The organism is Sphingomonas sp. R-74633, from assembly GCF_013416555.1.
Classification (GTDB): domain Bacteria; phylum Pseudomonadota; class Alphaproteobacteria; order Sphingomonadales; family Sphingomonadaceae; genus Sphingomonas.
This window is the reverse complement of record NZ_JACCFG010000001.1, coordinates 276,677-291,854: the sequence shown is the minus strand read 5'-3', so window position 1 is coordinate 291,854 and position 15,178 is coordinate 276,677. Positions and strand designations below refer to the sequence as shown.

Here is a 15,178-nt window from a genome sequence, read left to right as displayed (position 1 = left end):
GTATAGCCACACCCGGTTTCTGCGAGAAGCGCAGTTGCCGTAGCGTAAAGCCCGCAAGCGGCGAGGAAGAAACGAAAATGGTGCATGATCACGACGGACCCGAAGATGGCGATATCGTCGCGCCGGCGCCCAAGATTCCGGTGCCCGATGACGTCGCCGATGCGATCCGCACGCTGATCCGCTGGGCCGGCGACGATCCCAGCCGCGAGGGGCTGCTCGACACGCCGCACCGCGTCGCCCGCGCCTGGAAGGAATATTGCCAGGGCTATCGCGAGGACCCCGCGCACCACCTCAACCGCGTGTTCGAGGAAGTCGGCGGCTATGACGATATCGTGCTGCTGAACGGCATCCCCTTCCAGTCGCATTGCGAACACCACATGGCGCCGATCACCGGCAAGGCCTCGATCGCCTATCTCCCGAAGGACCGCGTCGTCGGCATCTCCAAGCTCGCCCGCGTGCTCCACGGCTTCGCCAGCCGCCTCCAGGTTCAGGAGCGGCTGACCGCGCAGGTCGCCGATTGCATCTGGGAGAAGCTGCGGCCCCAGGGCGTCGCGGTGGTGATCGAGGCGACGCATGGCTGCATGACCGCGCGCGGCGTCCGCACCCCCGGCGTCGGCATGGTCACCAGCCGCATGATGGGCGTGTTCCGCGATGACGAACGCAGCCGCCAGGAAGTGCTCAAGCTGATGGGCTATTGATGCGAATACTCGTCACCGGCGGCGCGCGACGCATCGGCGCGGCGATCGCGCGCCGGCTGGCGCTGCGCGGCCATCAGGTGGCGATCCACCACCACCACGCCCCGGACGAGGCCGAAGCCCTGCGTGCGCAGATCGCGGCGGAAGACGGCACCGCCTTCGTGGTGTGCGGCGAGCTTGCGGACGCGGCGACTGCCCCTGCCCTGATCGAAGCGGCACGCGAGGGCCTGGGCGGCCCGATCGACGGCCTCGTCAACAACGCCTCGCAATTCGCCTGGGACGCCCTGCCCCTCACCGATTTCGCGCTGCTCGACCAGCATATGCGGGTCAATTGCGGCGCCCCGATCGCGCTCGCCTCGGCGCTGGCGGCGCAGGAGGACCTCGACGCCGGCGCAGTGGTCAATCTGCTCGACCAGAAGCTCGCCAACCTCAATCCCGATTTCCTCACCTACACGCTGAGCAAGACCGCGCTCGCCACCGCGACCGAGCTGCTCGCCCGCGGCCTCGCCCCGCGTATCCGCGTCAACGCCGTCTCGCCCGGCCTCACCCTGCCCAGCCTCGACCAGAGCGCCGAGGAATTCGCCGAACATGCCCGCCAGAACCTGCTCCAGCGCCCGGTCGCGCTGGCGGACATCGCCGCCACCGTCGAGATGCTGCTCACCACGCCGAGCATCACCGGGCAGAACATCTTCGTCGATTGCGGCCAGCGCTTTATCCAGCGCGACGGCGACGTGATGTTCGAAGGCCGGGAGCGCCCGCATGGCTGACTATACCGTGCTGCTCGACGGCCTCGAAGTGACGATGGGCCTGGGTATCCATCCCGAGGAGCGTGCCGCGCCGCAGCGGGTGACGCTGCACGTCGCGATGACCTGCCGCTACGATGCGCCGCCCGAGGACCGGATCGACGCAGTGGTCGATTACGACTTCCTGCGAACCAGCATCCGCAAGCTCGTGGAATCGCGCCATTTCGAGCTGCAGGAGACTCTGTGCGACGAAGTCGCCGCGCTGGCGCTGGCGGACGAACGCGTGATCAAGGTCATCGTCCGCTCGATGAAGCTCGACATCTACCCCGACGCCCGCATCGGCTGCGAAATCGTCCGAGCGCGCTAAGTCAGGCGGCCGCGCGCGGCGGCTCCTGCACCACCGGCCCCAGCCCCCAGGCATGGAAGATCGCGACGCGGTTCCGCCCCTCGCCCTTGGCCCGGTACAGCGCCACATCGGCGCGGATCAGCGCCTCGGTGGGTAGCTCCCCGGCCTCATAGTTCGCCACGCCGAAGCTCGCGCTCAGCCGGTGATCGGGCGCGAGCGCTTCGTGGGTGCTGGCATGGAAATGCATTCTCAGCACTTCGGCCAGCCCGGCCGCATCGGCCGCGCTGTTGCCGGGCAGGAAGATCGCGAACTCCTCGCCCCCCAGCCGCCCCGTCCGGAAGCCGGTCTCGGCGAGGATGTCGGCGAACAGCCGAATCACTTCATCGCCGACATGATGGCCGTAGCGATCGTTGATCCGTTTGAAATGATCGATGTCGCTGAAGATCACCGCGCCACCACGTAGCGGCTCGGCCCGCACCGCCTGTTCGAAGGCTTGGCGGTTGAGCACCCCGGTCAAATGATCGCGCTCGGCGCGCAGCCGGTAGCGCGCCAGGATGCCGCCGATCACCTTGGCGAGCAGCAGGAAAATCGAAGGCGGCGTCAGCAGCGCCGAGACGAGCAGCAGGCCGCGCTCGAACGGCGCGGTCATCACCATGGCATAGTCGACACGCAGGCCGAGCAGCACCGGATAGAGCGGGATGCGGACGAGGAAAAGCGCGGCGAGCAGGCCGAGGCAGCTAAGCAAGGCATAGTCCACCACGCCCTTGGGCCGCCGCCAGAGATGCGCGATCCCGTCACCCAGCGCCAGCGCGCAGCCGAGCTGGAACGGGATCGTCGTCACCACGAACGGTGCCCCCGCCGCGAACAGCGCCAGCGCGCCAAGCACCAGCGCCACGCTCGTCCCGATCAGCCGCCAATGCTGCTGTCCGCCGGTCGCGATGCGCACCGCCTGGCTGAAGCAGAGATAGGCGGGCGGCACCAGCAGCATCGCCGCGAGCAGCTCGGCCTCGCCATGCCGCGCGAGCGAGAGGACCAGCATCTCGGTGGTGCCGCACAGCAGCGCGGCGATCATCCAGGACAGCGCAGATTCGTTGCGCATCCCGATGCGGATCGCGCCCACGAGCAGCGCCAGCGTCGCGAAGACGCATGCATGCACCGCTGTCAGGCTGACGATCAAACCACCTACCCCCGAAGCCCCGACATTGCGGGGGATGGGTTAATTTCACCCTTACCGCGTACGTATTTGCCGCAGTGAACGTCGCGCTGGACGCCGCGATCAGGCACGATATCAAGCGTGCAAAGCCGCGACGGACGGCAACCAATTGGAGAGTGCAATGGCCGACCCGCTGACCAGCCTCGAACTACGCTCGACGATCTCGAGCGACGGCAAGCTCACCCTTGCGCTCGAGCCGGTGACGCTGAGCGCGCCCGGCCCCGACGAAGTCATCGTCCGCGTCGAAGCCTCGCCGATCAACCCGTCCGACCTTGGCCTGCTGCTCGGCCCGGCCGACATGACGACGCTCGAAGCCGGCGGCACCGCGGACCGCCCCACGCTCACCGCCGCGATCCCGCCAGCCCGGATGGGCGCGATGAAGGCGCGGCTCGACCAGTCGATGGCCGTCGGCAACGAAGGCGCCGGCACCGTGGTCGAGGCCGGGGCGAACGTCGCCGGGCTGCTCGGCAAGAAGGTCGGGATGCTCGGCGGCTCGATGTATACCCAATATCGCAAGCTGAACGCGCGCGACTGCATCCCGCTGCCCGAAGGCGCCACCGCGGCCGACGGTGCCTCGATGTTCGTCAATCCGCTCACCGCCCTCTCGATGGTCGAGACGCTGCGGATGGAAGGGCACAAGGCGCTGGTCCACACCGCCGCCGCCTCGAACCTCGGCCAGATGCTCAACCGCCTCTGCATCGCCGATAACGTACCGCTGGTGAACATCGTGCGCAGTGACGCCCAGGCCGCGATCCTGCGCGAGATCGGCGCGAAGTACATCATCGACAGCAGCGCCCCCGATTTCCGCGAAGCGCTGACCGATGCGATCGCCGAGACCGGTGCCACCCTCGCCTTCGACGCGATTGGCGGCGGCAAGATCGTCAACACGATCCTCCACGCGATGGAAGCCGCGGCCAACCGCACCGCCGGCGCATACAGCCGCTATGGCTCCTCGACCTGGAAGCAGGTCTATATCTACGGGATGCTCGATACCGGCCCGACCGAGCTCGATCGCGGCTATGGCTTGGCCTGGGGCGTCAATGGCTTCCTGGTCACGCCCTTCCTGATGAAGCTCGGCATGGAAGGCGCGATGCGGCTGCGCGCCCGCGTCGCGGCGGAGCTGACCACGACCTTCGCGAGCACCTACACCGCGACGATCTCGCTCGCCGAGGCGCTCGATCCGACGGTGGTGGCAGCCTATGCGAAGAAGGCGACCGGCGAGAAATATCTGATCGACCCGAGCCGCTGAGGCGACTGGCAATTGGCCCATCCAGTTCCCCGGCGAAAGCCGGGGCCCAGGGTTTCTCTGCCGTGTCGCCTGTGACTCTGGGCCCCGGCTTTCGCCGGGGAACAAGAATGGCTGAACCTAGGGCGGATCGATGATCGCGGCAGCACGGCGCGTTGCCGGGCTGGGGACGCGCGTCCGCAACAGGCTGAGGCAGGCCGCGACGGCCGCCGCGCCCGCGGCGCCGCCCAGCAGGATCCCCGCCGATCCGAGCCCGAGCCAGTGAAAGCCCGAGGCCACCGCCACCGCGCCTATGGTCTGGCCGAGCAGCCGCGCCGTCGCCAGCATCCCGCCGGCTGCGCCCGAGCGCTCGCGCGGCGCCGCGCCGATCATCGCCCGATTGTTCGGCGACTGGAACAGCCCGAACCCGGCGCCGCACAGCGCCATCCGCCAGATGATGTCGATCGCCGAAGGGTGGGGCCCGAGCAGGGAGAGTGCGAGCAGGCCGGCGGCGAAGATCGCCAGCCCGATGCCGCCGAGCAGCCCTGCCGAATAGCGATCGGCCAGCCGCCCCGCGAACGGCGCCACGCAGCCCACCGCAAGCGGCCAGGGCGTCATCAGCAGCCCCGAGGCGACTACGCTGTAGCCCAGCACCTGCTGCAGCAGGAACGGCATGGTCACGAAGGCAAGCATCTGCGCGGAAAAGGACGTGACCGAGGTCGCGATCGACAGGCCGAAGATCGGGATGCGCAGCAGGTCGATCGGCACCAGCGGCGCCGGCCGCCGCCACTCGCGCCGGACCAGGATGATGCCGAGCAGGATGCCCAGCACGAGCAGCACCAGCCCCGACGTCGCACCCTCGCGCGCCAGCGATTCCCCGCCATAAATGATGAAGCCGAGCATGCCGGCGCTGAGCAAGGCCGCGAGGAAATCGGGCTTGCGGCCATGCCCCGGCGCGCGCGGCAGGCAGCGGCGGCCGAGCAGGATCGCGGCGATGCCGAACGGCACGTTGATCGCGAACAGCCAGGGCCAGCTCGCCACGCTCAGGATCAGCGATGCGATCGTCGGCCCCGCCGCCGCCGAGGCGGAGAGCACCAACGCGTTATAGCCCATGCCCCGGCCCAGCATGGCGGAGGGATAGGTCGCGCGGACCAGCGCCGCATTCATGCTCATGATCCCCGCCGCGCCCATGCCCTGCAGCACGCGTGCGGCGATCAGCATGCCCAAGCTGTGCGACAGCGCGCAGGCGAGCGAGCCGATGATGAACAGGCCGAGCGCAGGCAGATAGACTTTGGCGTGGCCGATCCGGTCGCCCATTGCCGCCAGCGGCAGCAACAGCACGGTGATCGCGAGCTGATAGGCATTGATCACCCACACCGCGACCGCGGGCGGCGCGCCGAGCTGCCCGGCAATCGTCGGCAGCGCGATATTGGCGATCGCGCCGTCGAGCACCGCCATGGTGATCGCCAGCCAGATCGCCGCCGCCGCAAAATAGCGGCGCGGGACCGGCAGTCCGTCCGCTTCGTCCGCAAGGGCTGGCGCGGCCGAAGGTTCGTTCATTGCAACAGGCTCCTGATGGCGATCGGGCGGCAGTGGAATGGCTTCATGTCGTCCGGATTTCAGCCCGGCCAAATCCTCAGGCGGGGCGCAGCGCCGCGCGGATCTTGCGCTCAATGTCGCGGAAGGTGGCGTTGCGATAGGGCGACCGGGCGCGCACTGCCTTGCGCATGCGGTGCAGTTCGGCCTGCATCCCTGCCGCGTCGCCCTGCACCGCAAGCACCGAAGCCCTGGCGGCATGTTGCATCGACGCCATCTGCGGATCGATGTCGCCGCACCACTGCCGGGCGTCGGCACCTTCGGCATCCTCCTCCCCGATCGCCGTGAGATAGGCGTCGCAGGAATCGAGCCAGACGCTGCCGCCATAACGCCCGCGATAGGCGTCAATCAGCGCACGGGCGCGGGCATAGTCTGGTGCGTCCCTGTCCAGCTCCCGGCCGATCTCGATGCCGTCCGAATGCCGGTCCCCGTCGGCGTGCGGCACGGCGCGATGTGCGGTGAGCAGCCATTCGGGCAGGTCGCGCAGGCGGACATTATAGCCGAGTAGCGTCGACACCCACATGCAGGGGCGATGGCGAAGCGCCTCCAGATCGCACCGCCACGCCGCGAGCAGTTGCGCGCCATCATTCCGTCCGCGCGGCAGCAACGATCCAAATGCGGAAAGCCCGGCCTGGATCGCCAGTGCGAGCCCGAGATTGCTTGCGATCATCCCCTGCCGGTCGAACGCGACCAGCCAGCTTTGCCAGGATATCAGGCCGGCCGCGAGCAGGATCAGGCACGCGATCGGCCCGGCCGCCAGGATCCACATCCAGCGTGCCGTGGTGTCCGAAGCAGCTGTCCCGGGCACGCAGGCCACATAGCCTCGCACACCTTCGTCATGCCCCCGCCCCAGCCAGGCGAGCGTCCCGGTCGGCAGATGCAGGCCGAACGGGCGCATCGAGAAGACCACGACGCGCCATCCGCTGAACAGCGCCGCCGCCGCATGTCCGCTCTCGTGGACCAGCGTCACTATCAGCCCGCCGGCGATCGTGCAGGCGATCGCGACGGCCACCGAGTGCATCGCCACAAAGGCGAGCCCGTAGAGCATGAACGCCCAGATCGTCCCCGCCCACCAGGCCAGTGCCCAAAGCGTGGACCAGCGCGGGACACCGGAGAGCATCCCGCGCCAGTTCCCGATCAGGCCCGGTTCGCAGCGCTGAGCACCGCGCGCACCGAAGCGGTCGCGATGTCGGCGTCGATGCCCACGCCGAATACCGTGCGCCCATCGGCGGTGCGGCACTCGACATAGGCGGCGGCCTGCGCATCGGCGCCGTGGCCGATCGCATGTTCGCTATAGTCGACCACGTCGAGGCTCGGCCCGGTCGTTCCCGCAAGCGCGTCGATCACGCCCGAGATAAGGCCGTTGCCGCGCCCCGAGATCGAACGCTCGGTCCCGTCCACCGCGATGCGGCCGACGAACACGCGATTGCCGGCCGAGCCGCTCTCTTCATAATCGACCAGCGCAATCCGCGCGTCATCGCCGGGCAGATAGGTGCTGTCGAACAGCCCGCCGATATCCGCGGCGTTGAGTTCGCGGCTGGTCTCGTCGGCGAGCTGCTGGACGTGCCGCGAGAAATCCGCCTGCATCCTTTTGGGCAGCTTGAGCCCGCGGTCCTGCTCGAGCACCCAGGCGACGCCGCCCTTGCCCGACTGCGAGTTCACCCGGATCACTGCCTCGTAATCGCGGCCGAGATCCTTGGGATCGATCGGCAGGTACGGCACGTCCCAGAACTCGTCGTTGCGCGCTTCCTGCGCCGCGAAGCCCTTCTTGATCGCGTCCTGGTGGCTGCCCGAAAAGGCCGTGAACACCAGGTCGCCGGCATAGGGATGGCGCGGATGGACGGGCAGCGCGTTGCAGTACTCGACCGTCTGGATCACTTCGTCGATATTCGAGAAATCCAGCCCCGGATCAACGCCTTGCGTGTACATGTTGAGCGCCAGCGTGACGAGATCGACATTGCCGGTACGCTCGCCATTGCCGAACAGGCAGCCCTCGACGCGGTCCGCGCCAGCCAGCAGCCCCAGTTCGGAGGCGGCAACGCCGGTGCCGCGGTCGTTATGCGTATGCAGGCTGATGACGACCGTGTCGCGGCTGCGGATGTTGCGGCAGAACCACTCGATCTGGTCGGCATAGATATTGGGCGTCGCCGCCTCGACCGTCGCCGGCAGGTTGAGGATCAGCGGGCGCTCGGTGGTCGGGCGCAATATGTCCATCACCGCCTCGCAGACCTCGACCGAGAAATCGAGTTCGGCGGTCGAGAAGGTCTCGGGGCTATATTCGAAATGCCAGTCGGTGTCGGGCTGCTTGGCCGCCTCGTCGCGCAGCACCTTGGCGCCGGCGATGGCGATCTGCTTGATCTCCTCGCGGCTCATCCCGAACACGATGCGGCGCCAGGCGGGCGACACGGCATTATAGAGGTGGACGATCGCCTTCTTCGCGCCCTTGAGCGACTGGAAGCTCGTCTCGATCAGATCCTGGCGCGACTGGGTCAGCACCTGGACGATCACGTCGTCGGGGATCTTGTCGTTCCGGACGAGGCCCGAGATGAAATCGAACTCGGTGGCGCCGGCGCTGGGGAAGCCGACTTCGATCTCCTTCACGCCCACCTTGCAGAGCAGTTCGAAGAAGCGGGTCTTCTTCTCGGCGTCCATCGGATCGATCAGCGCCTGGTTGCCGTCGCGCATGTCGGTCGACAGCCAGCGGGGCGCCTTGGTGATCGTGCGGCTCGGCCATTGGCGGCCGGGCAGGTTCACCTGGGGAAAGGGACGGTATTTGGAACTGGGATCGCGCAACATGACAGCTCTCTCTCGGCTGGAGACTTGGTTTGCAACTTGTGATGTGCCCTTAGGGGCGTGCGCGTGCGCGTCCGGCCCCTAAGGGCGGATAAGTCGCAGACCAAGAAGCGCGCGGTTCGTCATGTTGGGCACCCCTTAGACGGCCCCCCGCGCGCTTGTCCACCTCAGTTCGCGTTGTCGCCTGCCGAAGCTGCGCTATTGGGCGGCGCGATCACCGTCGTCTCGACATGATCGGGCGTCGGCGTCGGCTCGGGGGTCGGTTCGGTCGCCTTCGGGCTGGGCGTGGCGACGATCTCGGCCATGGGCGGCGGGTCGGAATAGTTGGTCCCGGTGGTCGATCCGCCACCGCAGCCGCCCAGAATCAGCAATCCGCCGAGCACCAGAACGCGCATCCCGCTCTCCCCTTTCGCCGTGAAAATGCCTCTTAGCATGCCCTTTTCCGCTCTCCTACCGGCGGTTTAACCCCACTTATCCCCAAAATGTCGCTCTCATGGCTCATCTCGGCGCATCTGCTCTCTAGACAGACGCGATTTGGCACGATCAAAGGGTTGTCAGGTGAGGAGTAACGCCCTCACCACGGTACATCGTAGGCGCGACAGGCGGCTGAGGGTTCGCACAAGCCGCTGGCGCCCACGACGGAATAGCCCGTCCAGGGCAGGAACAGGAGAAGACTTTATGGCCGAGACCAAAGCACGCGGCGGTATCGCCAAGCCGGTGACCCCTTCGCCCGAGCTGGCCAAGATCACCGGTTCGGACCCGCTGCCGCGCAGCGAGATCGTTTCGAAGATGTGGGACTACATCAAGAAGAACAATCTCCAGAACCCGGCGAACAAGCGCGAGATTCTGGCTGACGCGACGCTCAAGCCGATCTTCGGCGCCGACAAGGTGACGATGTTCGAGATGAACAAGCACATCGCGAAGCACGTCAAGTAAGCCGGTCGGGGCCGCAAGGCCCTGTCGCTGAAAACGCGAAGGGCGGGTTCCCGATCGGGGCCCGCCCTTTTGCTTTAGGAGATCCCGATGGCCGAAAAGTTCGAACGCCACCGCCAGCCCTGGCGCGCCGATGAGCTCCAGAAACTCCACACGCTGGCCAAGAAGGGCATGCCGCTGCGCGCGATCGCCAAGGCGCTGACCCGCAGCGAAGAATCGGTGAAGGACCGCGCCAAGCTCGACGGGCTCAACATCGCCAAGCTGCACTAGCCTTTAGGGCTGGGGCTTCGCCGCAGGCTTGATCTGGATCCGCAGGATGCGCCCGACATGCGCGCGTTCGCTGCCGCTCTCCTCGAGATCGACCACCAGCCCGCCTCCCGTCACCACGGTATGCCCCAGGCCCGGCCAAGGCTTGCCCGGCGCGACCGTCGCGCCCGGCAGGCACGCCGCGATCCGCCCGGCCATCGTCTCATGGGTGATCTCGGACGGCAGCATCGTCTGGCTGCAGAAATAGCCCTCGCTGCGAAAACAGCCGCGCAACAGCCGCGGCGCGAAATCCGAGCGGTAAAGGCTGGCATAGGCCTGCGCATCCGCCGTGGCAGCGGACAGGCGCTGCAGATCCGCGCAGATCGGATCGTCCTGTACGAAAGGCGCCGCCAGCAGCGCCGCGCCAAGCAGAAGATGCATCCCCAATCTCCTTTCGGATCCGCAACGTCCCTCGGCCGCGCTTGCCGCAGCCTGAACAACTGCTAGGCCGCCTGCAATGTATGACGCGATCATCCTGGGAGCCGGCGCCGCGGGGCTGATGTGTGCGCTCACCGCCGGCCAGCGCGGCAAGCGCGTGCTGCTCGTCGATCATGCCGATGCACCGGGCAAGAAGATCCTGATCTCGGGCGGCGGGCGCTGCAACTTCACCAATATCGGCACCGCACCCGACCGCTACCTGTCGCAGAACCCGCATTTCATGAAGTCCGCGCTCGGCCGCTACACCGCGCAGGATTTCCTCGACCTGGTCGAGCGCTACGGCATCGCCTGGCACGAGAAGACGCTCGGCCAGCTCTTCTGCGACGGCTCGGCCCGCCAGATCGTCGACATGCTGCTCGAGGAATGCGCGCAAGGCGGCGTCGAGATCTGGCTCGGTCACAGCCCGCAGGTCGAGCATGCCGACGCCCGCTACAAGGTCACCTGCGGCACGCGCATCGCCGAGGCGCCGGCGCTGGTGATCGCCACCGGCGGCCCCTCGATCCCCAAAATGGGCGCGACCGGCTTCGCCTATGACCTCGCCCGCCGCTTCGGCCTCAAGATCGTCGAGCCCCGCCCTGCCCTTGTGCCCTTCACGCTGAGCGGCGAGGAAGCCCTGTTCCGCGAGCTCTCGGGCGTGTCGACCGACGTCACCGCCCGCGCCGGCAAGGCCAGCTTCCGCGAGGCTGCGCTCTTCACGCACCGCGGCCTGTCCGGCCCCGCCATCCTCCAGGTCTCCTCCTATTGGCGGCACGGTGAGAGCATCGGCATCGATTTCCTGCCGCAAGCCGAACCCGGCTGGCTGCTCGCCGCCAAGCGGGCGCGCCCCCGTGTCACGCTGCGCAAGCTGCTCGGCGAAGCGCTCCCCGCCCGCCTTGCCGACGCGCTCGCCGAGAAGCTCGATCTCCCCACCGAGCTCTCCAACACCGCCGACCGCAAGCTCGACGACGCCGCCCGCCGCCTCGCCGACTGGCGCTTCACCCCCAGCGGCACCGAAGGCTATGCCAAGGCCGAAGTCACCATCGGCGGGATCAGCACCGCGGAGCTCAGCTCGCAGACGATGGAGGCGCGCAAGCTCCCCGGCCTCTATGCGATCGGTGAGGCGGTAGACGTCACCGGCTGGCTTGGCGGCTATAATTTCCAATGGGCCTGGGCGAGCGGCCGCGCGGCCGGATTGGCGCTCTAGCCTCAGCAAGCGCCGCCAAGCGCCTGCTTTTACGAAACAACGCATTCCGTAGCGTCAGCACGCCATGCGCACGGCCGCCACAAAATTGTCATCGTAAAAATACGTATTGAATTACACCGAAATGGGAATGTTTCGGACTCGTGTCTTCTACAAAGGAGGTGCCGGCTGCGCTTCTGCACAGCTGCGCAACTAACAGGCTTCCCGGGTCGCACCTCGTGGGAGCCCTCTGACGAGGACTTCCGATGCATTGGTTCCAGGCAACCGCCCCTATCCGTCTCAAGCTCTACGTCGCGTTCAGCTCGCTGATCGGCGTGATGGCGCTCGTCGCGCTCGTCGCCTTCGTCGCGCCGCTGATGATCGCCCTGCCGCTCGTCGCGCTGCTGATCGGCGGCGCCGCGATCCAGTGCGTGCGCTACCGCACCGCGATCGCCGATCCCTATGTCACCACCGTGGTCCGCATGGAGGCGCTTGCCGCCGGCGACCTGACCAGCCCGATCCAGTTCACCGACTATGCCGATTGCGTCGGCCGCATGACCAAGGCGATGCTCACCTTCCGCGACAACGCCGTCGAGCAGCAGCGCCAGGCCGAGGAACAGTCGGTCGCAGTCACGCTTCTCGGCACCAGCCTCGAGCGGATGACCCGCGGCGACCTCACTGCCGATATCGGCGACGGTTTCCCCGCCGGCTATGGCGCGCTCAAGACCAATTTCAACGCCGCGCTCGCCTCGCTGCGCACGCTGATCGGCTCGGTCACCGAAAGCACCGCGTCGATCCAGACCGGCTCGGGCGAGATCGCCCAGGCCTCGGAGGACCTCGCCCGCCGCACCGAAGCCAACGCCGCAAGCCTTGAAGAAACCAGCGCCGCCGTCGCGCAGATGGACAGCCGCCTCAAGGCTACCGCCGAAGCCGCCGGGCGTACTGTCGCCCGCGCCGATGGCGCGATCGCCACGGTCGAAGGCGGCCGCGAGATCGCCGACGAGGCGGTGCAGGCAATGACGCGCGTCGCCGACAGCGCCAAGGGTATCGACAGCGTCATCGAGGGTCTCGACAAGATCGCCTTCCAGACGCGCGTCCTCGCAATGAACGCCGCGGTCGAAGCCGGCCGCGCGGGTGAAGCGGGCCGTGGTTTCGCGGTCGTCGCCGACCTGGTCAGCGCGCTCGCGATGCGCGCCGAGGAAGAAGCCGGCCGCGCGCGCGACCAGCTTACCGCCACCCAGACCGACATCGTCACTGCGGTCGAGATGGTCCAGAAGGTCGACGGCGCGCTCGCCAACATCTCGGGCGATGTCGGCGAAGTCCATGCGCTGCTCGGCCAGATGGCCGGCGACAACCAGGCCCAGGCGACCGCAATCACCCAGATCAGCGCCGCGATCGGCACGATGGACCAGTCGACCCAGCAGAATGCCGCGATGGTCGAGGAAACCTCCGCCGCCGCACGCAACCTGGCCGGCGAAGTCGCCGCACTTGGCGAGCAGGCCGCCAAGTTCGAAGTCGGCGGCACGGCCCGCAGCCATCTGCCCAGCCGCCCGCAAAAACCGCGTGGCTATGTCTCCCCGGTCAAGCCGCTTGCTGCTCCCCAGCGCGCAGCCCGGGCACCGGCGTCCAGCGAGGAATGGGCAAGCTTCTGATCTCACCCGGAAGGGGCGTCGCCACGCGGCGCCCCCAATTCGCCTGACCCCATTCGCCTGACATCGTTCCGTAGCGAAACCGGCCTAGCCCTGTGCGACCTACCGCAAGGGCATTGCATGCACGACGCCACGCACGGCTACGACACTTCGGTCGCCTATACCCATGGCTTCTACCGCGAGATGGCGCCCGACTGGCTCGATCTCGCCGCCCGCGCCGCTGACCAGCCCTCGCCGCGCGCCGAACCCGATGCCCCTTTCCGCTATCTTGAGCTGGGCTGCGGCCAGGGCTTCGGCCTCTGCCTGCTCGCCGCCGCCAATCCGCGCGGCGACTTCATCGGCATCGACTTCATCCCCGAACAGATCGCCCATGCCGAAAGCCTCGCCAAGGCGGCCGGCCTCACCAATATCCGCTTCGTCCAGGCCGATTTCCTCGATCTCGCCGCCGCATGGCCGGGCGATTTCGGCAGCTTCGACTATGTGACGCTGCACGGCATCTACAGCTGGGTGCCGCCCAAGGTCCGCGCCGCGGTGGTCGCGTGCGTCGGCCACGCCACCCGCGCCGGCAGCCTGGTCTATGTCAGCTACAACACCCAGCCCGGCTGGCTCGCCACCATGCCGTTCCAGCATCTCTCGCACCTGATCAAGGAAACCAGCGGCAAGACCGGCGGTGCAGTGTTCGAGCAATCGATCGCGCTGTTCGATCGGCTGCGCGCCGGCGGCGCCGCGACCTTCCAGATCCTGCCCGGCCTCAAGGCGCGGCTCGATGCGGTGAAGACGCGCAGCACCGGCTATCTCGTGCAGGAATATCTCCACGCGCATTGGCAGCCCTTCTGGCACAGCGAAGTCGCGAAGGAGCTCGCCGCCGCCGGCCTCGCTTATGCCGGCACCGCGACGCTGGCCGAGACGATGCTCCCCGGCATCCTGCCCGCGCCGCTGCGCGACACGATCGCTGCGCAGGCCGACGCGCGGCTGCGCCAGGACGTGCAGGACTTCACGATCAACCAGAGCTTTCGCCGCGACCTGTTTCGTCGCGGCGACGACGCGCCCGCGCCCCAGCCGCTCGGCCGGCTCCGCCTGTGCCTTTTATCCCCGCCCGCGCGCGGCGCCACGGTGAAGGTCGATGCCGCGTTCGGCGAGATCGCACTGCAATATCCCGCCTTTGCCGGCATCCTCGATGCGCTGGCCGCCGGCCCGCACTCGATCGAGCAGATCGCGGCGCTGCCGGGCCTGCGCGAACAGGGCATGGCCAATGTCCGCCAATTGCTCCTGCTGCTGCTCCACACCGGCACACTGGCGCTCGAAGCCGCCGCGCCCGGCGACCCCGCCGCTGCGCACCGGATCAACGCGGTGATCGCCCAAGAGGCGGCTGCGGGCGCGCCCTATCGCTACGTGGCCGCACCGGCGCTGGGTTCGGCGATCCCGGCGAGCGAGGCGGCGTTGCAGGCGCTTAGCGACGGCACCCCAGCGGCGCATTGGCGAGCGCTGGGCGTGGTCTGAACGTCCCCGCTTTCAATTCCCCTCCCTGCAAGGGAGGGGTTAGGGGTGGGTTAGAGAAAGCCGGGCTCGATGCCCGGCCTTTTCTTTTTCCGCCACCACCTGGCCGGGCTCGCTGCGCTCGCAACCCACCCCCGACCCCTCCCTTGCAGGGAGGGGAGCCAGAAAGGAAGGCGCGACAGACCCTACTCCGCCGCCAGCCGCGCCGCCTGCGCCTGCTGGATCCCCGGCATGCTCGCCTCGATCCAGTCGGCCAGCACCCGGACATGCGCCGCCGCCTCGCGCCCCATTGGAGTCAGGCTATATTCCACATGCGGCGGCACCACCGGATAGGCCACGCGGTCGACCAGTCCGTCGCCCTCCAGCCATTGCAGCGTCTGCGCCAGCATCCGCTCGCTCACGCCGTCCACCTTGCGGCGCAATTCGCTGAAGCGATGCGTGCCGCTTTCCAGCACGATCAGGATCAGCACGCCCCATTGGCTGGTGACGTGCTTCAGCACCTCGCGCGACGGGCAGCCCGGCTCCATCAGGTCGCCGCGCCGCACCCGGGCCGAGAAAGGCTCAGAAGAATTTTCCATACTTACC

General features: G+C 67.8%; 16 protein-coding genes. 9 read left to right on the top strand and 7 right to left on the bottom strand.

Annotated elements, in window-relative coordinates; translation table 11 throughout:
* Positions 1-77 precede the first annotated feature (77 nt).
* The 3 genes from folE to HZY97_RS01335 are packed head-to-tail and all read left to right on the top strand — an operon-like array spanning position 78 to position 1,805.
* The gene (gene folE / locus HZY97_RS01345) at positions 78-698 is read left to right on the top strand and encodes a GTP cyclohydrolase I FolE (RefSeq protein ID WP_180139763.1); all 621 of its coding nucleotides are present in this window, start codon (positions 78-80) and stop codon (positions 696-698) included.
* On the top strand, positions 698-1,462 hold the full coding sequence (locus HZY97_RS01340; RefSeq protein ID WP_180139760.1) for an SDR family oxidoreductase: 765 nt from the start codon (positions 698-700) through the stop codon (positions 1,460-1,462). Before folE ends, HZY97_RS01340 begins: the two co-directional genes overlap by 1 nt.
* Positions 1,455-1,805, top strand: a complete 351-nt coding sequence (locus HZY97_RS01335) for a dihydroneopterin aldolase (protein WP_180139757.1) — start codon at positions 1,455-1,457, stop codon at positions 1,803-1,805. Before HZY97_RS01340 ends, HZY97_RS01335 begins: the two co-directional genes overlap by 8 nt.
* A gap of 1 nt (position 1,806) precedes the next feature.
* Here HZY97_RS01335 and HZY97_RS01330 read toward each other — a convergent pair whose 3' ends face one another.
* Positions 1,807-2,961 (bottom strand): diguanylate cyclase, encoded by a 1,155-nt coding sequence (locus tag HZY97_RS01330; RefSeq protein ID WP_180139754.1) that lies wholly within the window; start codon positions 2,959-2,961, stop codon positions 1,807-1,809.
* Between the two features lie 157 nt (positions 2,962-3,118).
* On the opposite strand from HZY97_RS01330, the gene HZY97_RS01325 reads away from it, so the two are divergent.
* Positions 3,119-4,246, top strand: a complete 1,128-nt coding sequence (locus HZY97_RS01325) for a zinc-binding dehydrogenase (protein WP_180139751.1) — start codon at positions 3,119-3,121, stop codon at positions 4,244-4,246.
* Positions 4,247-4,363: 117 nt separating this feature from the next.
* Here HZY97_RS01325 and HZY97_RS01320 read toward each other — a convergent pair whose 3' ends face one another.
* The 4 genes from HZY97_RS01320 to HZY97_RS01305 all read right to left on the bottom strand — a co-directional run bounded on the left by HZY97_RS01320 (position 4,364) and on the right by HZY97_RS01305 (position 9,006).
* Positions 4,364-5,782, bottom strand: coding sequence for an MFS transporter (locus tag HZY97_RS01320; protein WP_180139748.1), 1,419 nt, complete (start codon positions 5,780-5,782; stop codon positions 4,364-4,366).
* Between the two features lie 76 nt (positions 5,783-5,858).
* Entirely contained in the window at positions 5,859-6,938 is a 1,080-nt protein-coding gene (locus HZY97_RS01315; RefSeq protein WP_180139745.1) for a M50 family metallopeptidase, read from the bottom strand.
* Between the two features lie 17 nt (positions 6,939-6,955).
* Positions 6,956-8,614, bottom strand: coding sequence for a 2-isopropylmalate synthase (gene leuA, locus HZY97_RS01310; protein ID WP_180139742.1), 1,659 nt, complete (start codon positions 8,612-8,614; stop codon positions 6,956-6,958).
* Between the two features lie 164 nt (positions 8,615-8,778).
* A complete protein-coding gene (locus HZY97_RS01305; RefSeq protein ID WP_180139739.1) occupies positions 8,779-9,006 on the bottom strand; it encodes a hypothetical protein in 228 nt (75 codons plus the stop codon).
* Positions 9,007-9,289: 283 nt separating this feature from the next.
* On the opposite strand from HZY97_RS01305, the gene HZY97_RS01300 reads away from it, so the two are divergent.
* Entirely contained in the window at positions 9,290-9,547 is a 258-nt protein-coding gene (locus HZY97_RS01300; RefSeq protein WP_116840470.1) for an SWIB/MDM2 domain-containing protein, read from the top strand.
* Positions 9,548-9,634: 87 nt separating this feature from the next.
* On the top strand, positions 9,635-9,814 hold the full coding sequence (locus HZY97_RS01295; RefSeq protein ID WP_180139737.1) for a hypothetical protein: 180 nt from the start codon (positions 9,635-9,637) through the stop codon (positions 9,812-9,814).
* A gap of 3 nt (positions 9,815-9,817) precedes the next feature.
* Here the strand turns inward: HZY97_RS01295 and HZY97_RS01290 are convergent, their stop codons facing one another.
* Positions 9,818-10,231: a hypothetical protein gene (locus tag HZY97_RS01290; RefSeq protein WP_180139734.1), complete on the bottom strand. Its 414-nt coding sequence runs from the start codon at positions 10,229-10,231 to the stop codon at positions 9,818-9,820.
* 76 nt (positions 10,232-10,307) lie between these two features.
* On the opposite strand from HZY97_RS01290, the gene HZY97_RS01285 reads away from it, so the two are divergent.
* From HZY97_RS01285 to HZY97_RS01275, 3 genes are all read left to right on the top strand, one after another.
* Entirely contained in the window at positions 10,308-11,471 is a 1,164-nt protein-coding gene (locus HZY97_RS01285) for an NAD(P)/FAD-dependent oxidoreductase (RefSeq protein WP_180139731.1), read from the top strand.
* Between the two features lie 242 nt (positions 11,472-11,713).
* Positions 11,714-13,099: a methyl-accepting chemotaxis protein gene (locus tag HZY97_RS01280; RefSeq protein ID WP_180139728.1), complete on the top strand. Its 1,386-nt coding sequence runs from the start codon at positions 11,714-11,716 to the stop codon at positions 13,097-13,099.
* A 117-nt stretch (positions 13,100-13,216) separates the two neighbouring features.
* Positions 13,217-14,596 carry a class I SAM-dependent methyltransferase gene (locus tag HZY97_RS01275; protein ID WP_180139725.1) on the top strand — a complete coding sequence of 460 codons (1,380 nt, stop codon included), beginning with the start codon at positions 13,217-13,219 and terminating at the stop codon, positions 14,594-14,596.
* A gap of 182 nt (positions 14,597-14,778) precedes the next feature.
* Here the strand turns inward: HZY97_RS01275 and HZY97_RS01270 are convergent, their stop codons facing one another.
* Positions 14,779-15,171, bottom strand: a complete 393-nt coding sequence (locus HZY97_RS01270) for a helix-turn-helix domain-containing protein (RefSeq protein ID WP_180139722.1) — start codon at positions 15,169-15,171, stop codon at positions 14,779-14,781.
* Positions 15,172-15,178: the final 7 nt, after the last annotated feature.